Consider the following 18,723-nt stretch of genomic DNA (forward strand, 5'->3'; position numbering starts at 1 on the left):
TGCACTATAGCAGCGGAGGGGTTGGATCCATCAGGCAACGACGGGCTGCTGCCGGCCATCAGCGGACGCAGGGAGGACTTTCCGCAACCGGCCGTTCGATGCGGCACCGATGGCCTTCGCGCAGGGGTAGTGAATCCGCCAGGATTGACTTGCGCTGCCCTACCTCTCACTAGTGAGGGGCGGCAGCGCATCAAGCGGTGAGCGCACTCCGGCACCGCCAACTTTCAGCACATGCGTGTAAATCATCGTCGTAGAGACGTCGGAATGGCCGAGCAGATCCTGCACGGTTCGAATGTCGTAACCGCTGCGGAGCAAGGCCGTCGCGAACGAGTGGCGGAGGGTGTGCGGTGTGGCGGGCTTCGTGATGCCTGCTTGTTCTACGGCACGTTTGAAGGCGCGCTGAAAGGTCTGGTCATACATGTGATGGCGACGCACGACACCGCTCCGTGGATCGGTCGAATGCGTGTGCTGCGCAAAAACCCAGAACCACGGCCAGGAATGCCCGGCGCGCGGATACTTCCGCTCAAGGGCGTCGGGAAGCGCAACGCCGCTGCGGCCCTCGGCCTGGTCCTTCAGCCACCATGCCCGTGCACGCGACAGCTGCTCGCGCAGGCTGGGTGCCAAGCTCTCGGGTAACATCAAGGCCCGATCCTTGGAGCCCTTGCCCTCCCGCACGATGATCGTGCCGTGATCGAAATCCAGATCCTTGACCCGCAGTTGCAAACCCTCACTGATCCGCATGCCCGTTCCATACAGAAGCTGGGCGAACAAACGATGCTCGCCTTCCAGAAAACCGAGGATGCGAACCACTTCATCCGGGGTCAGCACCACCGGCAAGCGCCGCGACGGCCGAGGTCTTCCGATCTCCTGAAGCCAGGGCAGATCCGTGCACAGCACCTTGCCGTAGAAGAACAGCAAGGCCGCCAATGCCTGACGATGCGTGGAGACCGAAACCTTGCGCTCGTTCGCCAGCCAGGACAGAAATGCCTCGACTTCGCTGCTGCCCAAGGTTGCCGGGTGACGCACACCGTGGAAACGGATGAAGGCACGAACCCAGTGGACATAAGCCTGTTCGGTTCGTAAGCTGTAATGCAAGTAGCGTATGCGCTCACGCAACTGGTCCAGAACCTTGACCGAACGCAGCGGTGGTAACGGCGCAGTGGCGGTTTTCATGGCTTGTTATGACTGTTTTTTGTACAGTCTATGCCTCGGGCATCCAAGCAGCAAGCGCGTTACGCCGTGGGTCGATGTTTGATGTTATGGAGCAGCAACGATGTTACGCAGCAGGGCAGTCGCCCTAAAACAAAGTTAGATGCACTAAGCACATAATTGCTCACAGCCAAACTATCAGGTCAAGTCTGCTTTTATTATTTTTAAGCGTGCATAATAAGCCCTACACAAATTGGGAGATATATCATGAAAGGCTGGCTTTTTCTTGTTATCGCAATAGTTGGCGAAGTAATCGCAACATCCGCATTAAAATCTAGCGAGGGCTTTACTAAGCTTGCCCCTTCCGCCGTTGTCATAATCGGTTATGGCATCGCATTTTATTTTCTTTCTCTGGTTCTGAAATCCATCCCTGTCGGTGTTGCTTATGCAGTCTGGTCGGGACTCGGCGTCGTCATAATTACAGCCATTGCCTGGTTGCTTCATGGGCAAAAGCTTGATGCGTGGGGCTTTGTAGGTATGGGGCTCATAATTGCTGCCTTTTTGCTCGCCCGATCCCCATCGTGGAAGTCGCTGCGGAGGCCGACGCCATGGTGACGGTGTTCGGCATTCTGAATCTCACCGAGGACTCCTTCTTCGATGAGAGCCGGCGGCTAGACCCCGCCGGCGCTGTCACCGCGGCGATCGAAATGCTGCGAGTCGGATCAGACGTCGTGGATGTCGGACCGGCCGCCAGCCATCCGGACGCGAGGCCTGTATCGCCGGCCGATGAGATCAGACGTATTGCGCCGCTCTTAGACGCCCTGTCCGATCAGATGCACCGTGTTTCAATCGACAGCTTCCAACCGGAAACCCAGCGCTATGCGCTCAAGCGCGGCGTGGGCTACCTGAACGATATCCAAGGATTTCCTGACCCTGCGCTCTATCCCGATATTGCTGAGGCGGACTGCAGGCTGGTGGTTATGCACTCAGCGCAGCGGGATGGCATCGCCACCCGCACCGGTCACCTTCGACCCGAAGACGCGCTCGACGAGATTGTGCGGTTCTTCGAGGCGCGGGTTTCCGCCTTGCGACGGAGCGGGGTCGCTGCCGACCGGCTCATCCTCGATCCGGGGATGGGATTTTTCTTGAGCCCCGCACCGGAAACATCGCTGCACGTGCTGTCGAACCTTCAAAAGCTGAAGTCGGCGTTGGGGCTTCCGCTATTGGTCTCGGTGTCGCGGAAATCCTTCTTGGGCGCCACCGTTGGCCTTCCTGTAAAGGATCTGGGTCCAGCGAGCCTTGCGGCGGAACTTCACGCGATCGGCAATGGCGCTGACTACGTCCGCACCCACGCGCCTGGAGATCTGCGAAGCGCAATCACCTTCTCGGAAACCCTCGCGAAATTTCGCAGTCGCGACGCCAGAGACCGAGGGTTAGATCATGCCTAGCATTCACCTTCCGGCCGCCCGCTAGCGGACCCTGGTCAGGTTCCGCGAAGGTGGGCGCAGACATGCTGGGCTCGTCAGGATCAAACTGCACTATGAGGCGGCGGTTCATACCGCGCCAGGGGAGCGAATGGACAGCGAGGAGCCTCCGAACGTTCGGGTCGCCTGCTCGGGTGATATCGACGAGGTTGTGCGGCTGATGCACGACGCTGCGGCGTGGATGTCCGCCAAGGGAACGCCCGCCTGGGACGTCGCGCGGATCGACCGGACATTCGCGGAGACCTTCGTCCTGAGATCCGAGCTCCTAGTCGCGAGTTGCAGCGACGGCATCGTCGGCTGTTGCACCTTGTCGGCCGAGGATCCCGAGTTCTGGCCCGACGCCCTCAAGGGGGAGGCCGCATATCTGCACAAGCTCGCGGTGCGACGGACACATGCGGGCCGGGGTGTCAGCTCCGCGCTGATCGAGGCTTGCCGCCATGCCGCGCGAACGCAGGGGTGCGCCAAGCTGCGGCTCGACTGCCACCCGAACCTGCGTGGCCTATACGAGCGGCTCGGATTCACCCACGTCGACACTTTCAATCCCGGCTGGGATCCAACCTTCATCGCAGAACGCCTAGAACTCGAAATCTAACGTCCGTTCGGGCATCGAGGTCCATGTCGGGGTGGGACGGGCCCGTGGCTTCAAGATCACTTGCAGTCCGACCGCGATGTCTTGGTTGCGCGAGAGGTTGTCGATATCTGTTGATTTGCACCCAAATTTGACCCGGGATTTGCATTGAATTTTGACCCACCCCTTGTTGTCAGAATTATGTCTCGATTTTCAGTTTGCGGGTCTGTTTTTCCTCCTGCTTATTCTGAGTTGAACTGTGTTTGAAGCGGTAACTTTCATTGCCGGTTTCCAGGATGTGGCAGTGGTGGGTTAGTCGGTCCAACAACGCTGTTGTCATCTTTTCATCGCCAAACACTCGGCTCCATTCCGAGAAGCTCAAGTTGGTGGTCAGTATCACGCTGGTTTTTTCGTACAGCTTTGAGAGCAGGTGAAACAGCAGTGCCCCACCGGTTTGGCTAAAAGGCAAATATCCCAGCTCATCCAGAATCACCAAATCGGCATACAACAGACGGTTTGCGATTTGTCCCTGACGCCCAGATGATTTCTCTTGCTCCAGTGCATTGACCAAATCCACGGTGGAGAAGAAACGCACCCGTCGGTTCAAGTGCATCACTGCTTGTGTACCAATGGCTGTGGCCAGGTGAGTCTTGCCTGTGCCTGGCCCACCAATCAGCACCACGTTCTGGGCTTGTTCCATGAAGTCGCACCGGTGCAATTGTTTGACCGTGGCCTCATTAACCAGGCTTTGACTGAAGTCAAAGCCCACCAAGTCCCGATACACGGGGAACTTGGCCACCCGCAATTGATAGTTCACCGAACGTACTTCACGCTCTGCCACTTCAGCTTTAATCAAGCTGTCCAGCATGGGCAAGGCTTGATTAAATGCTGGTGAATTCTGATTGCCCAACTCCTCAATGGCGTGTGCCATGCCAAAGAGTTTCAAGGATTTGAGGATTCTCACATGGCCTTCATGCTGCATCATGGGCTCTCCTTAAACTGTCATAGCGGTTCACGTTGGCCTGTGGTTCCAATGTCAGCCTTAACCCCTTGGGAATTGGAATCGGTTTGGGTGGAGGTTCTTCGGTCAAACGTCCCAACAGATTAAGCACATGCTCCTTCGATGGCTTGCCACACTCCAATGCCAATTCCACAGCACTGAGTACCGCACCTTCATCGTGGTGCAATACAAGGGCCAGAATTTCCACCATGTCACGGTCACCGCCGGGGCGTTGCAGCAAGATGGATTGAAGCTTCTTGAACGCGGGTGGCAATTCAGCAAATGGCGCACCATTGCGCAACGCCCCAGGTTTCTTCTGAAGCACAGACAAGTAATGGTGCCAGTCGTATTGTGTGTGGCCACGCCGAGCGTGGCCACTGCCAAACAATCTTGGATGCTCGGCAATGTGTTGGCCTTCGGCAGCCATCACCAGCTTGTCTGCATAAATCCGAAGGCTGATGGCCCTGTTGGCGTAACTGGCAGGAACGCTGTAGCGATTGCCCTCGTGGTGAACAAGGCAGGTTGAAGTGACTCGCTTGGTTTGCTCCACGAATGCATCAAAGGCATTGGGTAGCGCCATCAACTCGCCTTGTTCATCGGCAAAGGCCTCTTGCACGGTTTGGTCCAATTCGGGGTGGCGCAGCTCAGACCACAGCGCTTTGCAGCGATGCTCAAGCCACACATTCAAATCAGCAAGGCTTTGAAAGTCTGGTGCCCCTTGCCACAGGCGTTGGCGGGAATCCTGCACGTTCTTCTCAATCTGGCCTTTCTCCCAACCCGATGCTGGATTACAGAACTGCGCATCAAACAGGTAGTGGCTGACCATGGCAGTGAACCGCTGATTGACCCTGCGCTCTTTGCCACGCCCCACCGAATCCACAGCGGTCTTCATGTTGTCGTAGATGCCGCGCTTGGGAATGCCACCGAAGATTTGAAAGGCATGCCAGTGGGCATCAAACAGCATTTCATGTTTTTGCTGGTAGTAAGCCCGAAGCACAAAGGCCCGGCTGTGGGCCAACTTAAACTGGGCAATCTGAAGTTTGACCTGTTTGCCCGCTATGCGGGCAAAGTCCTCACTCCAATCGAATTGGAAGGCTTCGCCACAAGCAAAGCGCAAGGGGATGAAACAACCCTTGCCCGAGGTTTGCGCCTTGAACTGTTCGGAATCTTTCCACTGTCGGGCAAAGGCACACACTCGGTCATAAGACCCGGTAAAGCCCAAAGCGACCAAATCCCGGTACATGCTGCGCAGGTTTCTGCGCAGCTTCTTTGTCTTTTTGTGCTCGGTGGAGAGCCACTGCCTTAACTTGGGCTCAAAAGGACTTAACTTGCCAACGCTGTCTCGCGCTGGGTACTGCGGTTCAACCACCTTGCTTTGCAAATACTTGCGAACGGTGTTCCTGGACAGGCCGCTTCGTCGGGCTATTTCCCGAATCGACGCACCATCGCGAAAATGCCAGCGTCGAATTGCGCTCAATATCGCCACGTTTATCACTCCTTGATTTCTCCCGCCATATCCAGACGGGAAACAGTGTCATACGTGGGTCAAATTTCGACGCAAATCTTTACCCTAAGTGGGTCAATTTTAGATGCAACTCAACAGGCCATGCTGAGTGTGCGATGGTTGATCGCTTCCTCGCCGCTCTCCACGGCGACGATGGCCGCCGCCATCAGCAAGTGCGCCAGTTCCCCTATGGTGCCCTCGCTGCGTGTGAGCAGGTAGCGAGCCATGTCCAGCGTGGCAATTGGGGAAGGCCGGCGCAGCGGGAGCGAAGCGGCGAAGCTGGCCAGCAGTGAGCAGCAATCGTCGTTGGCCTCCCATACCGGCAGCATCATCGGCTCGAAGCGATTTTCCAACTGGTCATCGGAGCGGATGGCTAGGTAGGCGTCGCGCGTGCCTACCCCAACCAACGGGATGCGCAGTTCGTTGCCGAGGAAGCGCAGCAGGTTGAGGAATTCCCGGCGGTTGACGCTGTTGCCGGCCAGCACGTTGTGCAGCTCGTCGATCACCAGCATGCGCACGCCGACCTTGCGCAGCAGTGCCAGAGCCAGTTGCTCCATTTCCGGCAACCGTGGGCGTGGGCGCAGCGGCGCGCCCATCGCGGCGAGCAGCGCGACGTAGAAGCGGATCACGGACGGCTCGGACGGCATCTGCACGACCAACACCGGGATGTGCTCCTGGTCGGCGTCGGAGCTGGCCGGGTGGGTGCGGCGGAACTTCTCGACGATCATCGACTTGCCATTGTTGGTCGGGCCAACCAGCAGCAGGTTGGGCATGCGTTGCTTGTTTGGCCACGCATAAAGGGCTTCCAGCCGGTTCAGCGCCTCGACTGCGCGCGGATAGCCGATCCAGCGGTCGGCGCGAAGGCGCTGGATGCGCTCGTCCGCCGGAAGACGGGCCAAGCCCTGGGCCGCCGGCAGCAGGTGGGACAGGTCGATGATGGGATATTCGTCCACGGCTACCACTCCTCAATCTGGTCGAACGGTTTGGCGGGTGGCAAGTTGTCTGCCTGCGGGTCGGCAATATCCGTATCCGGCGGAACGGGCTTGTCCGGCCGAGCTGATGTCTTGAGGTGCTGGCGGCGATCCGCGTCACGCCGCGCCTTGCGTGTGGCCTTCTGCGCGCTGGTCACAATCTCACGCATCTGGCCGATCATGCGGAACAGCGCCGACTCATCCACCTGTTCGCGCCCTTGCTGCCGCAGTTTCGCCAGCGCCTGCCGTTGTTCCCAGAGGGTGACAGCCGGATGCGACAAGGTACGGTAGGGAATTTCCAGGTAATGCTGTCCCTCCGGTTCCAGGACCCAGATACGGCTGATGTCGCGCGGATCGCGCCGGATCAGAAAGGACGGCCAGCGTTCACGCCGCGCAATCCACGGCTTGAGCGCATCGGCGTAGTAGTGGATGTGGTCGATGACAAAGCCGGTGCGGGTCAGCGTGCGCCGGAGGATCGGCAGAAAATCGACCAGGAACGAAGTAGCGCGTGTGACGACGGCCGGTACGCCGACACGCGCCACGGCCTCGGCCCAGCGCGCGGCCGGCGGTTGGAGCAGGCCGTTGTGCACCGAACCGTGGTAGGTGCCGACCGCCAATGTGAGCCAGCGCTCTAGCTCGCGCAGCGTCAGGGCGGCCTTGTTTTCGGAATCGTAGTCGCCGCGCTGGTCAGGGTTGGAGAAGGTCGTTCCCGGCAGTTCGTCGTGAATCATCTGCATCGCCGTGCCGATGATCCGTTCCACGATGCCGCCATAGTGCGGCTGTCCCAGCGGGCGATAGTCCAGCCGGATGCCATGCTGCTCGCAACCCCGGCGCAGGGCCTCGCTCTTGAACTCGGCCGCGTTGTCTAGGTAGAGCAGCAAGGGCTTGCCGCTCATCTGCCAATCCATTTCCACGTTCAGTCCTTCCAGCCAAGGGCGCTTGTCGCAGGCGACATGCACGAGGCACAGGCCAACCGAAACGGCAGACGGCGCTTCCAGCGTGACGACCATGCCGAGCACGCAGCGGGTGAACACGTCGATGGCGAGGGTCAGGTACGGGCGGCCAATAGGTTGCCGGTCGCGGTCATCGACCACGATCAGGTCGATGACCGTATGGTCTATCTGCACCTGCTCCAGCGGCGCGGTCACGGCAGGAGGCTCGCCGCCCACACCTTGTAGGTCACGAGCGGCATCCTGGCCTTCCCGCCGGCGGATGACCTTGCGCGGGTCAAGGCTAGCGATCCGTAAGGCCACGGTATTGCGCGCCGGCACTCGCAGTTTTTGAGCCTTGCACACCTGAGTGACTTCGCGGTGAAAGGCCGCTAGGCTGCGCTTCTGCTTGGTCAGGAACCGCTTTTGCAGTAGCTCGTGGATGACGCGCTCGACCGGTTCCGGCAAGCGCCCCTTACCTTTACCTCCACCGGACTGGCCGGGCACCAGATCCGTCACGAGGCCGCTGCCTTGCCGGGCACGCCGGATCAGAACGTATACCTGGCGCCGAGACAAGCCCAGCGCCTGAGCCGCCATATCGGCCGCTTCGTGCCCGACCGTCTCCGACTGCGCCAACGGACTGATGATCTCCGCACGACGGCGCGCACGCTCCCAAGCCTCATCAGGCAGAGTGGCCACGCCTTGTTCTGGAATCCGTGGGGTGTCCGTCGCCATGCTCACCTCGCTTTGGTGCACACGAGTATTGAGCATAGTCGAGATTGGTGCAGATCACTTCTGATATTGAACTGTCAGGAGCTGGCTGCACAACAGCCATTACGCCCAATCAACTGGTGCAGTCGTCTTCTGAAAATGACATCAAATTGGCTAGGTGCGCGGGTCAGAATCGGGTGGCGTGGCGCGCGGCGTTGACTCTGGCATCGCGCGCTGACGGTCGCGAACGGGAACGGGCGGGCCGTTGCGGTGTGAGAGCGTGCGGGATCGCACGGCGAGGGGCTCGTGGCGACTGTCGGTGCGTGCTGTGACGCCCAGGGACCCCTGGGGAGGCCTATGCGGGCGCCAGCCCGGCGGCTGTAGCGACGCGGAGCTTGCGGAGGTTGTGGCAGATCGTGTGGAGTAGCCATTCGCCTTGGGCGCCGGCGAGTCCGCGTAGCCGGAGCTGTCCGGCGTTTTGCCGGGTCTTCATCTGCCCGAACGCGGGTTCAACGATGGCTTTGCGGCGCGCGTAGTCGGTGCGGCCCTGCTCGGTGCGCAGCGCGTGCGCCATCCGCTCCCGCCGGCTCGCGTCCTCTGGGGCCGGGTCCGGGGCGCCGGCGGTAGGGAAGCTCTCGCCGTGACGTTGCCGTCCCGTCGCGATCAACACCTGTGCGTCCAGATCGTCGGCGGCTTCGAGGTTGGCTTCCGAGCAGTAGCCCGCGTCAGCGAGGACGACCTCTGGGGAACGCTCGATTCCTGCCGCGTCGAGGTTCCGTAGGGTCTGCTCGGCCATCGGGACGAACTGCTGGATATCGGTGGCCTGCTGGGTGACCTCGGCGCTCAACACGATCTGGTGGCCCTCATCGACAACGGCCTGCGCGTTGAACGCGTAATCGAAGCCGCGGACCGTCTTCATCATCCGCGCCTCAGGATCGGTGAAATTGCGTTGCGCTTTCGGCTTCGGCGCCGCCGTGTCCACCGCAGTCGCGACGGCCGCGTCGGCCTGCTCAGGGGGCTGACCGGCGGCGTCGGCCTTCTTCCGCGCCACGGCTGCCGCCTTCTCGGCGGCGTCGGCCTCGATCGCGTCCTTCGCGGCACGTAGTTTTGCCAGGCGCCCCTCACGGCGGGCCAGCTCCGGGGCGACCTCGTCCCCGCGCCGGTCCTGGCCGAACTGCTGATCCTCGGCCTCATCGACCGCCTCCGCCTCGGCGAGCAGCGCAGCGACCTCGGCTTGGAGCTGATCGATCTTCGGCACGATCCGGTCATAGCTCATCGCCTTATGCCGCGACGCGTTCGCAGCCAGCTTCGTGCCATCCAGCGCGACCCGCCCCAACCGCACCAGCCCCGCCTCCGCGCAGACCCGCAGCACCTGCAGGAACAACCCCGGCAGGGCATCCAGGTGACGCCGACGAAACCGGGCCAGCGACCGGTAGTCGGGCGCCTGGTTGCCCGACAGCCACCGGAAGGCGATATCGCGCTTGCAGCGCCGCTCCAACTCACGAGACGAGGTCACGCCCGTCGCGTACGCGAACAGCAGCAGCTTCAACATCATCCGCGGGTCATACGGAGGCGCACCCGAGGCGGACGCGTACGACGCGTAGACCGGCGTCAGATCCAAGAGCTCTTCGACGACCTCGGAGATGAACCGGGCCTCATCATCCTCGTCCAGCCAGTCATCCAGACTCGGCGGGAGCAGGAAACACTGCCCCTGGTCATACCCACGGAACGTCTTGCCCGCACCCGCCGGTGCAGCCGATCCCGGCGCCCGCGCCTCACCCGGCTCGACCTCGAACAGACCCTCCAGGCTGGCAGTCACCGTCATGAATCGATTCTCCCAGCACCCCGCGCTATCCACCGGATTCACCCCGGCGCGTTAACGGAAGGATCTGACCCACGCACCTAGAAGTGAACGGCTACCCGGATGTCGACGTTTCTCGAAGCACTATCCCGTTCCGATCCTAAGCTCGTGGTGACAACGCAGGCATGGGACGCTGTCCGCTCCGAGGCGGCTTGACGATTCCGAGGTCGCTGCTCGTCGCTGCGGGTCGCGAGAGGTACACCGAGAGACTCGCGCATGACGTCGTCGGCTCGCTGCGCGGCGTCTCGCTTCCGAGCAGTCCAGCTTTCGGCGATGGGTTCACCTGAGACCCTCACCGGTTGAAACCTCGACGTGTCCGTACGCCCAGCTAGGGTCAGAGGCGTTGATCTTCGAGGCGTGAGGGGGGCGCGATGCAGCTGTCATCGTTTCAGGTGTACAAGTACAAGAATGTGCTGGACTCGAGTGAGGTGTCCGCCGAGGAGGACATCACGACCCTCGTGGGAATGAACGAGTCCGGTAAGTCCACGATGCTGGACGCGCTTTACCGGCTCAATCCCGTCTACGGCGACGGCTTCGTAGAGCTTGAGGACTACCCGCGCTGGAGGCGGAGTCGCGACAGCCGCAGCGAGGACCTCCTGCAGGTCTCGCCGATCCAGGCGACCTTCCGCCTCGACAAGGCCGATCTCGACACGCTGACGGCGACCCTTGGCGACGGGCGTCGTGGCTGCCGACAGTGCGCTGGTCGGTCGCCGCTACAGCGGTGAGACGTGGGCACAGGTCGAGCTCGACGAGGCACGGTTCCTCCAGAACGTTCTCGAAGGGCACCCTGACGCACAGGCTTTCGCTGAGCAATACAACACCGTCGCCGCACTACGCGCTGCGCTTCAGGCGGTGGCTCAGGAGGAGGCCGATGGCGTTGCCCGTGCCGCTGCCGAAGCCGCGGATGCAGCAGCGGGGGTCGAGGACGCGGGCGAGACTGTCAGATCGTCGGCTCCCACTTCTGCGCCTGGCACGTCCACCCAGGAGGTGCTCGCACGCATCTCTGCGGTCGTCGGTACCGGCGATCTCGGGGCCGTCGCAAACTCGATCATCCTGGCTCGCATGCCCAAGTTCTTCCTCTTCTCGGACTACCAGAGTCTAGAGGGACGGGTTGATGTGGCGACGCTCAGGGAGGATGCGGACGAGCAGCCTGGTGCATCTCCCCGGCAGACCGCTCGTGCTCTCCTGAAGCTCGCGAATACCGACGTCAACGCGATGGCAAATTCAAACTTCGAGTCGAGCACGGCGGAACTCGAGTCGGTCTCCAACGACCTGTCCAGGGAGATGAAGGCGTACTGGAGCACCAACCCCGAGCTCCGCATCAAGATCATGACGGAGCCCGAGACGGTCGCGGACGCTCGCGGAGAGCGCAGCGTCATCCGCTATCTCAACTTTCGCGTCGAGGACCGCAAGCACGACTTCACCAACAACTTCTCCCGCCGGTCGTCGGGCTATAGGTGGTTCTTCTCGTTCCTCGCGGCATTCAGCGAGTTCGAGAGCCGCGGCGAGGACGTCGTCATCCTGCTCGACGAACCCGGCCTCACGCTCCACGCCAAGGCCCAGAGGGACTTCCTGCGATTCATCAACGAGCGCCTCGCGCCGGCCGGGCAGGTCATCTACACGACACACTCGCCGTTCATGGTCGACCAGATCGAGCGCGTCCGTGTGGTCGAGGATCGCGGCGAGGACATCGGGTCGGTCACCTCCTCCGACGCGTTGGAGGTGGGCGAGGACAGCGCGTTCCCGCTGCAGGCCGCGCTGGGCTACGACCTTAGTCAGAACCTCTTCATCGGCGAGCGGAACCTGCTCGTCGAGGGCCCGTCGGACCTTGCCTATCTCGACCTGATCAGTCGTGCCCTCCGCAAGGTCGGAAGGGTGGGGCTCGACGAACGCTGGCGCATCCTTCCCGCTGGCGGTTCCTCGAACGTACCCACCTTCGTGTCACTCCTCGGCCGGAAGGTCTCGGTCACCGTCCTGCTCGACTCGGGTGTCGAGGGCGCGGGCAAGGTCGAAGCAGCGATGAACGCGAACAAGATCGACAGCGATCGGGTGATTCTCGTCAGCTCGGTGCTTCAGCAGAATCACGCCGATATCGAGGACCTGTTCTCGGTGGACGATTACCTCGCGCTCTACAACGAGGCGCTGGGCAGGAGCGTCACGGCTGAGAGGCTGTCGGAGCACCACGATCGCATCCTGAAGCGGCTGGAGTCCGCGGGAGAGCCCAAGTTCGACCACTGGCGGCCCGCCGAGATGCTGCTGCGCGACCCCGCCCGCGTGGACGCGTTGTCCGCAACGACGCTCGACAACTTCGAGGCCCTCGCCAAGAAGATCAACGCGACCCACCCCTGACGACTCCTCCACCCCACCCCGGTCGCGAGTGGCGACATGAGGACGTCACACGCACATGCACGATCCGTCGGCGGTGTACTCGGTGAAGCAGACTGGGCAAGTTCGCGCTTGCTGCTCCGCGAGTCGGCGCTCTGCGGACAAGGTCGCGGGCTTCTCGCCGCCGACAAGGCGCTCGTAAGAGAGTCTGCAACGTTCGGTTACCCGATCAGAGTCGCGCTCGTAGTCACGAAGGAGTCTCGTCTGTCGGGAACTCAAGCCCAGTGGTTTCTCATTCGGCGTCCGGAACTGCTCGAGGTTGGACGCCATACTGTCGATTTTCCAGTCGACACCGTCGACCGTGCGGCCCAAGGCTTCGGCTAGAAGAGCCTGAAGATCCTGGTCACGACGACTCCCGATGAGGAGGATGTGGAGCGCAGCCTCTTCGCCCTCGAGCGTCCAGTCCTCGCCGAAATTGCTCGCGCCAGTCTGAAACTTCATGTCGTCGTCTGTGGGCATGAAGCCATTCTTCCCGCTTCGCTCCTCGGGTGGGTGATCGAGAGCGGGTCCTGCCTCGAGCGATACGCCGGGCCATGCTGGGGAATCGACGAGGCCGCAGGCTGAGGAGTGGACCGATTCTCGTAAGATCCGCCCGCGAAGGTGGCCGATGAAGGTCGCTCATGCGAACACGTCGAGACGCCTTGGGACGATCGACGGAACGCGATCGCCGACGATACGAGCCGCGACGCAAGAGCGACAAGAGTGACGAAACGACAATGCACGTAGGCACCATTCCTGGTGGTGACACAACTACGCATGTATCCTGCTGTCATGCGAGGCGGATTGCGGAGTTGGAAGCGCGGGGCTGAATCCCGCGGCATCCGCAATGCGATCTCGTACGCGTTCGACGGCACATGTGATGCGCACCGTGCTCCGACAGGAGTTGAATCTGCACGGCACTACGGTGCGACCGACGAGGCCACCGTCACACGATTCGTGGCGGTAGCGGGGGAGCTGGCTCGCGACGAGCTGGATGCGTCCGCGCTGCGGCGGTGGATCCAAGGGGAGGACCCCAAGACGGGTGAACCACGCGGACTCATGCACCGATCAGATAACACTGACCTGCTCCTAGACGGGACGATCAACTTCCCGAAGTCCTACAGCGTCGCAGCGCTCCTTGACCCGGAGCTCGCCCACGAGTTCGAGTTGCTGCAGGACCGGATGCGCGACCGCACCATCCTGCTCTGGCAGCGCGAGTTGAACGCGCGTCGTGGCCGGGGCGGACGCATCCGTGAAGACATCGCTCGGCTCGAAGTCGTCGAGTTGCAGCATCGGCGGTCGCGGGCGCTCGACCCGCACATCCATCGACACCTGTGGCTGAACATGAAGGTGCAGGGGACCGACGGCAAATGGTCGAGCCTCGACTCACGGGTTGCGCTCAAGCTCCACAACGTGGTCAACGCGGAGGGTGAGTTGGCGGCTCGCAGCGACCCACGATGGGTAGCCGCACTCGCCGCCCACGGCTACACGCTCGACGCGAATGGCGAGATCGCGCAGCTTGTCCATGTCGTGCGCCCGCTCTCGCGACGCTCGAACCAGATCGAGGCCAACCGTGTTCGGCTGATTGCGGAGTGGCGCGAGGAGCACCTTGGGCGGCAACCTGGCGTCGACGATCTTCACCACATCGACGAGCTGGCTTGGGCGCAGCGACGCCCGGGAAAACCTGCACATCTTGATGAAGCCGAGTGGGAAGAACGGGTGCGCAGTGAACTCGCCAATATCGATCCCATCCTTCTTTGGCGGCGGAATCCTGCCCGGCTCGACCCCACGTCGATCGCCGACCTCGATCGCGATTTGCTCGCGCGGATGGCGCTCGTCGAGGCCGACGCTCGTTCGGTCTCGAGCAGTGGGCGGTTCTCGTCATGGGATCTGCGTGCCAGCGCCATCCGGGCCATCTCCCGAACCGGGGTCGTCGCCGAGAGAGACACGCTCGACGAACTGGTCGACGACGTCGCGTCTCGGGCGACCGAGCACACGATCGACCTGGTGCCCGACGATCCGGCCAAGCCTGCGCACATCAAGGCGCTCATGGCCCAAGCGACGGTGCTGCTCAAGCTGCGCGTCGCGAATAGGTTTGCAGCACTCGCCACACCCGGGCAGCTGCCCGACGAACGACAGATGCGTACCGTCGCACGGCGTTTTGTGGGGGAGAGCGCGGAGCTCGTTGGTGCGCAGATCGCTGCGGCCTCCGCCATCGCCGGGACCGGGCGCCTCGTGTCGGTGACCGGTCCTGCCGGGTCGGGCAAGACGACGCTGTTGCGCGTCGCACTCCACGCCCTGCGACTGCAGCGGCGACGCATGATCGTGGTCGCGCCGACCAAGAAGGCGGCTGCCGTGGCCGAGCGCGAGATCGGGGCCACGGCATCCAGCCTGCACGCGTTGCTCGCCGACCACGGTTGGCGCTGGGGAATCGACGAAGCGGGAGCGGCTGTGTGGACCCGCCTGCAGATCGGTCGGACGGATGCGGCGACCGGCCGCACGTACCGCGGCCCGCGTGACTTCCGACTCAGCCGAGGCGATCGCATCGTGGTGGACGAGGCCGGGATGGTGGACCTCCACACCGCGGACGCGCTCGCGATCGTCGCGGGGGAGACCGGCGCCGGCATTGCCATGATCGGCGACCCGCGCCAGGCTGCGCCCGTTGGCCACGCGGGCGCGATGGCCGCGATGACCCAAGTAGCCGACAACGTCGTCGAGCTGAGTGAAATTCATCGCTTCACCGACCGCGCCTATGGGGATCTCACGCTGAGGTTGCGCGAGGTCACGACGGCAGAAGATGCGGCCGAAGTCGCCGCGGCCCTCGGTGACGGAGGGCACGTCGCGCGGGTCGCAAGCACGGATGCGGCGCACGATCTTATGGTGGACGCCTGGTTCGACTGGGCTGACCGCGGCAAGCGCGTCGCGCTCGTGACGGCCACCAACGACGATGCCGCCGCAATCAGCGAAGCAATCCAGCGGCGTCGCGTCGAGACCGGCGCACTCCGCGCGGATGCCGTCGCTCACGGTCGTGACGGTCAGCAGCTGCTCGTCGGCGATGTCGTGCAGACTCGGCGGAATGACCGGAGCACCGGAGTGCAGAATCGGGCGACCTGGGTAATCACCGCGATCCGGCCGGAGCGCATCGAACTCCGGAATCTTGCCGACACCACCGAGCGCCGACACGTCTCGGCCGAGTACGCATCCGACCAGGTGCAGCTCGCTTACGCGTCGACGGTGCACGGGATTCAAGGCGACACCTCGGATGCGTCTGTCGTGGGCCCGGGCGTCGATGCGGCGGGACTCTACGTCGGGCTGACCCGCGGGCGAGCCTGGAATCAGGCCGTAGTTGTCGCGGGCTCTCAGGATGCGGCGCTGGGCGAACTCGCCGAAGCGATGCGCCGCGGCAGCCCAGAGTCGACCCTTGAGGACTCGCGACATGCCGCACGGCTGGATTTGTCGCGTGCGGCGAGGGACGCAACTCGGTCGCCTGTCGGTGAGGCCCCGTCGTGGTTGCGAGAGGCGCCGCACGGCGCGGGTCTGAGTCGGTGATGGCGCCGCGTTGACTGATGTTCCATATATTGCTATGTTCCACTTTATGCGGAACGTATACTTTTCTGGAACGGACTCGCTCGTAGATGGGTTCAGCTCCGCGCTGGAATCGGTTGGAGCGCGTTCGGTGATCGTCGAGCGCCAAACCGGCAGCAGTGGGGTCGACGCGGAAGTGCGCGCGCAGTTCGGATCAGTTCCGCTCGTGCTGGACGCCGACGTAAAGCTGACCCCGCCACGAACCCGTTCCGAGGTCGGAGCGCTGCCGAGCGTTCGACCCGGGAGCGTGCCGGTGATCGTCGCGCCCTTCCTTTCGCCCGCGGTGCGTGACGAACTCATCCGAGCCGGGTGGTCGTACTGGGATGCGACCGGAAATATGCGCATCTCGAGCGACGACCCGGCTGTCTGGATCGATCGGGTCGGCGCATCGCGGGACCCGGAACCTCGCGACGACGGGCCGCAGCGACTTCGATCACTGAAGGCCAAAGCGGTGTCGCAAGTCATCGTTCAACTTCTAAGCGCCGGGCGAACGGCATCGGTGCGGGAGCTCTCCCGTGAGACCGGCACCGGTCTGGGTACTGCTAGTCGCGTGGTCGATCTGCTTCGCGAAGAGGGCCTGTTTAAGAACACCACCGGGGGTCCCATCGTCGTTGCTGATCGACTGGCTCTTGCACAACGTTGGGCCCGCGACTACGGATTCGCCAACACGTTCAAGCCGACCCGATACTTCTCGCTCCTGGGCGAAGAAGTGGCGCTTGACCGACTGCAGCGATCTGGACTTACGTACGCGCTGACGGGTGTTCGTGGTGCCGCGATCGAGTTCGAGTCTCGCGAGCTGGTCGCGCCGCTGCCCGCTTCGGGTATCTGGCTCTATACCGACGACATCCCGAGCGTCGAGCGTGCGATGGACCTGGCTCCGGACCGAGGCGGCAACATTCTTGTCGCTCGGACTGATTTTCTGGCTCCATTTAAGGAAGGGACGCAGGGTACCGAGCCGCGGCTAGCGGTCCCATGGCGAATCGTCGGCGACCTGTTGGGAGCGGGCGGGCGCCTGGCTTCAGTCGGTGAAGAGCTTGCGGCAATCCACTCCCCGGGAATGGCCGGCTGATGCCCGCAGAGAACGTCAGTCCCGAGTACGTCGCCGCGCGACGAGTCCTGCTGGACGCGCTCGAAGCATTGGGCCCGCACCTCGACGCAATCGTGCTCGTCGGTGCACAAGCGGTCTACGTCCATGCCCCGCTTGGTGACCCTCGACCGATCTACACAACCGACGCCGATTTGGCGCTCGATCCCGAGCTACTCGCCACGCATCCCGACATTGCGCGGTCGCTTGCCGACGCTGGCTTCGCTCCGAACGCGACGGGCAATCCCGGAAGTTGGGTGTCCGTCGACGGCATCGTCGTAGACCTGATGGTGCCGCTCGGCGCGATGCCGCCGAGTTCGCGCCGCACCGCGCCGCTCGAGGGGCACGGTTCCCTGACCGCCCGTCGCACCCGCGGGCTTGAGCTCGCACTCTTCGACAGCGCCCCCGTCACGCTCACGGCGCTGGAGCCTCAGGACTCCCGGGCAATAGCGGTTCGCGTGGCTGGGCCGGCCGCTCTCGTGATCGCCAAAGCGATCAAGATTCAGGAACGAGTCGAGGGTGCTCGCGAGGATCGTGTGACATCGAAGGATGCCGGTGACCTGCTGCGATTGCTTCGAAACGTCCCCGCGGAATCGATCGGCGCATCTTTGCGTGATCTGGAGGCGACGAATCCGGTCGTGCAGCCCGTCGTGTCGGCGGCGGTCGACTGGCTGGACGATCAGCTGACTGGTCGTTCACCTCTCATCGACCTCGCTGTAGCCGACAGGACAGGCATCGAGGCGCCCGCCCAGGTCAGCGCGGCCGTGCGGCAACTCTTGCGTCGGATGCTCGACGCCTACCGCGACGCTGACGGATGATTTCGGGCCCGCGAAGCGCGTTGAGTGGTCAATGACAGCCGATCGTCATCGGCGCCGTGGCTCGCTGGAGTTTCGTATTACATTAATGACATGGCTGCGGACGAGACGATCAACGGCGCGCCGGTCACCGAAGCGCTGATCGCCGAGTGGGCGGCCGACGCCGAGGTCGGCTATGACCTCCCGGCCTTGAGGAAGCGCGGTCGGGGGCGGCCGGGGCGGGGCGCGGAGCCGTCGCAGGTAGTTGCCCTGCGTCTGACGGCCGAGGAGCTTGCCGCCCTCGACGCAGCTGCTGCTCGTGAGCACAAGTCTCGCTCGGATCTCATCCGCGAGGCCCTCGCGATGTACGCGGCGTGAGGGTTCGCGAGACCGGCCTCAAGCAGGGGTTCCCGTGGACGATGCCGTTCAGGCCGCGTTCTGCCCTAACTCAGCGACCCGTGAGTACGTCGTCGGTGCGTGTGCACGCCCGACTCTCCATCCAGTCGAGGACGCCGGAGCGCTTATACAGGATCGTCTTCGCAGAAATGCGGTAGAAGGTCGGGCCGCCACCGCGGTATCGCAGCTGCGCGAGAGCCGCGCGCGTCATGTGCATCATCTGGGCGGCGTCATCGAGATCGAGCCATTCATCCGCGGCATCCACTTCCTGTCCCCTCTGCGTAACCATGTCATCAATACGCACAAGCTAGAACCACTTGCGT

Annotated in this window: 17 protein-coding genes; 9 read left to right on the plus strand and 8 right to left on the minus strand. The window is 62.8% G+C overall.

Going from position 1 to position 18,723, the window contains the following annotated elements; genetic code table 11:
* Positions 1-159: 159 nt before the first annotated feature.
* A complete protein-coding gene (intI1, locus tag CGU35_RS02210; protein ID WP_000845048.1) occupies positions 160-1,173 on the minus strand; it encodes a class 1 integron integrase IntI1 in 1,014 nt (337 codons plus the stop codon).
* A 243-nt stretch (positions 1,174-1,416) separates the two neighbouring features.
* Between intI1 and CGU35_RS02215 the strand changes: the two genes are divergently transcribed.
* From CGU35_RS02215 to CGU35_RS02230, 3 genes are all read left to right on the plus strand, one after another.
* Positions 1,417-1,764 carry a quaternary ammonium compound efflux SMR transporter QacE delta 1 gene (locus tag CGU35_RS02215; protein ID WP_000679427.1) on the plus strand — a complete coding sequence of 116 codons (348 nt, stop codon included), beginning with the start codon at positions 1,417-1,419 and terminating at the stop codon, positions 1,762-1,764.
* Positions 1,758-2,597, plus strand: coding sequence for a sulfonamide-resistant dihydropteroate synthase Sul1 (sul1, locus tag CGU35_RS02220; RefSeq protein WP_000259031.1), 840 nt, complete (start codon positions 1,758-1,760; stop codon positions 2,595-2,597). Before CGU35_RS02215 ends, sul1 begins: the two co-directional genes overlap by 7 nt.
* 127 nt (positions 2,598-2,724) lie before the next feature.
* On the plus strand, positions 2,725-3,225 hold the full coding sequence (locus CGU35_RS02230; RefSeq protein ID WP_000376623.1) for a GNAT family N-acetyltransferase: 501 nt from the start codon (positions 2,725-2,727) through the stop codon (positions 3,223-3,225).
* Positions 3,226-3,400: 175 nt separating this feature from the next.
* Here the strand turns inward: CGU35_RS02230 and istB are convergent, their stop codons facing one another.
* From istB to CGU35_RS02260, 5 genes are all read right to left on the minus strand, one after another.
* The gene (istB, locus tag CGU35_RS02235) at positions 3,401-4,186 is read right to left on the minus strand and encodes an IS21-like element IS1326 family helper ATPase IstB (protein ID WP_000983249.1); all 786 of its coding nucleotides are present in this window, start codon (positions 4,184-4,186) and stop codon (positions 3,401-3,403) included.
* Positions 4,173-5,696, minus strand: a complete 1,524-nt coding sequence (gene istA / locus CGU35_RS02240; protein WP_001324342.1) for an IS21-like element IS1326 family transposase — start codon at positions 5,694-5,696, stop codon at positions 4,173-4,175. Before istA ends, istB begins: the two co-directional genes overlap by 14 nt.
* 101 nt (positions 5,697-5,797) lie before the next feature.
* Positions 5,798-6,658, minus strand: a complete 861-nt coding sequence (locus CGU35_RS02245; protein ID WP_000344784.1) for a TniB family NTP-binding protein — start codon at positions 6,656-6,658, stop codon at positions 5,798-5,800.
* 2 nt (positions 6,659-6,660) lie between these two features.
* Positions 6,661-8,340: a Mu transposase C-terminal domain-containing protein gene (locus tag CGU35_RS02250; RefSeq protein ID WP_000179844.1), complete on the minus strand. Its 1,680-nt coding sequence runs from the start codon at positions 8,338-8,340 to the stop codon at positions 6,661-6,663.
* A gap of 331 nt (positions 8,341-8,671) precedes the next feature.
* Positions 8,672-10,141 (minus strand): IS1182 family transposase, encoded by a 1,470-nt coding sequence (locus CGU35_RS02260; RefSeq protein ID WP_036294992.1) that lies wholly within the window; start codon positions 10,139-10,141, stop codon positions 8,672-8,674.
* 407 nt (positions 10,142-10,548) lie between these two features.
* Here CGU35_RS02260 and CGU35_RS02265 point away from each other — a divergent pair, with 407 nt between their 5' ends.
* Both CGU35_RS02265 and CGU35_RS02270 read left to right on the plus strand, forming a co-directional pair.
* On the plus strand, positions 10,549-10,902 hold the full coding sequence (locus CGU35_RS02265; protein WP_100809985.1) for a hypothetical protein: 354 nt from the start codon (positions 10,549-10,551) through the stop codon (positions 10,900-10,902).
* Positions 10,859-12,526, plus strand: coding sequence for an ATP-dependent nuclease (locus tag CGU35_RS02270; protein WP_100809986.1), 1,668 nt, complete (start codon positions 10,859-10,861; stop codon positions 12,524-12,526). The genes CGU35_RS02265 and CGU35_RS02270 overlap by 44 nt, the downstream gene beginning before the upstream one ends.
* A gap of 45 nt (positions 12,527-12,571) precedes the next feature.
* On the opposite strand, the gene CGU35_RS02275 is transcribed toward CGU35_RS02270, so the two are convergent.
* Complete coding sequence (locus CGU35_RS02275) at positions 12,572-13,021, minus strand: hypothetical protein (protein ID WP_100809987.1); 450 nt, start codon at positions 13,019-13,021, stop codon at positions 12,572-12,574.
* 312 nt (positions 13,022-13,333) lie between these two features.
* On the opposite strand from CGU35_RS02275, the gene CGU35_RS02280 reads away from it, so the two are divergent.
* From CGU35_RS02280 to CGU35_RS02295, 4 genes are all read left to right on the plus strand, one after another.
* Complete coding sequence (locus tag CGU35_RS02280) at positions 13,334-16,090, plus strand: AAA family ATPase (protein ID WP_181003498.1); 2,757 nt, start codon at positions 13,334-13,336, stop codon at positions 16,088-16,090.
* Positions 16,091-16,217: 127 nt separating this feature from the next.
* Positions 16,218-17,195 (plus strand): hypothetical protein, encoded by a 978-nt coding sequence (locus tag CGU35_RS02285; RefSeq protein WP_100809989.1) that lies wholly within the window; start codon positions 16,218-16,220, stop codon positions 17,193-17,195.
* Positions 17,195-18,028, plus strand: coding sequence for a GSU2403 family nucleotidyltransferase fold protein (locus tag CGU35_RS02290; RefSeq protein WP_100809990.1), 834 nt, complete (start codon positions 17,195-17,197; stop codon positions 18,026-18,028). Before CGU35_RS02285 ends, CGU35_RS02290 begins: the two co-directional genes overlap by 1 nt.
* A 90-nt stretch (positions 18,029-18,118) precedes the next feature.
* Entirely contained in the window at positions 18,119-18,382 is a 264-nt protein-coding gene (locus CGU35_RS02295) for a ribbon-helix-helix protein, CopG family (protein WP_100809991.1), read from the plus strand.
* A gap of 70 nt (positions 18,383-18,452) precedes the next feature.
* On the opposite strand, the gene CGU35_RS02300 is transcribed toward CGU35_RS02295, so the two are convergent.
* A complete protein-coding gene (locus CGU35_RS02300) occupies positions 18,453-18,689 on the minus strand; it encodes a helix-turn-helix domain-containing protein (RefSeq protein WP_146048098.1) in 237 nt (78 codons plus the stop codon).
* Positions 18,690-18,723: the final 34 nt, after the last annotated feature.

Source organism: Microbacterium sp. BR1, from assembly GCF_002812725.1.
Classification (GTDB): Bacteria; Actinomycetota; Actinomycetes; order Actinomycetales; family Microbacteriaceae; genus Microbacterium.

What these genes read in the sequence shown, in the direction of transcription:
- intI1 (WP_000845048.1), bottom strand. Translation starts at nt 1,173, where the DNA reads ATGAAAACCGCCACTGCGCCGTTACCACCGCTGCGTTCGGTCAAGGTT.
- CGU35_RS02215 (WP_000679427.1), top strand. Translation starts at nt 1,417, where the DNA reads ATGAAAGGCTGGCTTTTTCTTGTTATCGCAATAGTTGGCGAAGTAATC.
- sul1 (WP_000259031.1), top strand. Translation starts at nt 1,758, where the DNA reads ATGGTGACGGTGTTCGGCATTCTGAATCTCACCGAGGACTCCTTCTTC.
- CGU35_RS02230 (WP_000376623.1), top strand. Translation starts at nt 2,725, where the DNA reads ATGGACAGCGAGGAGCCTCCGAACGTTCGGGTCGCCTGCTCGGGTGAT.
- istB (WP_000983249.1), bottom strand. Translation starts at nt 4,186, where the DNA reads ATGATGCAGCATGAAGGCCATGTGAGAATCCTCAAATCCTTGAAACTC.
- CGU35_RS02250 (WP_000179844.1), bottom strand. Translation starts at nt 8,340, where the DNA reads ATGGCGACGGACACCCCACGGATTCCAGAACAAGGCGTGGCCACTCTG.
- CGU35_RS02260 (WP_036294992.1), bottom strand. Translation starts at nt 10,141, where the DNA reads ATGACGGTGACTGCCAGCCTGGAGGGTCTGTTCGAGGTCGAGCCGGGT.
- CGU35_RS02265 (WP_100809985.1), top strand. Translation starts at nt 10,549, where the DNA reads ATGCAGCTGTCATCGTTTCAGGTGTACAAGTACAAGAATGTGCTGGAC.
- CGU35_RS02275 (WP_100809987.1), bottom strand. Translation starts at nt 13,021, where the DNA reads ATGCCCACAGACGACGACATGAAGTTTCAGACTGGCGCGAGCAATTTC.
- CGU35_RS02280 (WP_181003498.1), top strand. Translation starts at nt 13,334, where the DNA reads ATGCGAGGCGGATTGCGGAGTTGGAAGCGCGGGGCTGAATCCCGCGGC.
- CGU35_RS02290 (WP_100809990.1), top strand. Translation starts at nt 17,195, where the DNA reads ATGCCCGCAGAGAACGTCAGTCCCGAGTACGTCGCCGCGCGACGAGTC.
- CGU35_RS02295 (WP_100809991.1), top strand. Translation starts at nt 18,119, where the DNA reads ATGGCTGCGGACGAGACGATCAACGGCGCGCCGGTCACCGAAGCGCTG.
- CGU35_RS02300 (WP_146048098.1), bottom strand. Translation starts at nt 18,689, where the DNA reads ATGGTTACGCAGAGGGGACAGGAAGTGGATGCCGCGGATGAATGGCTC.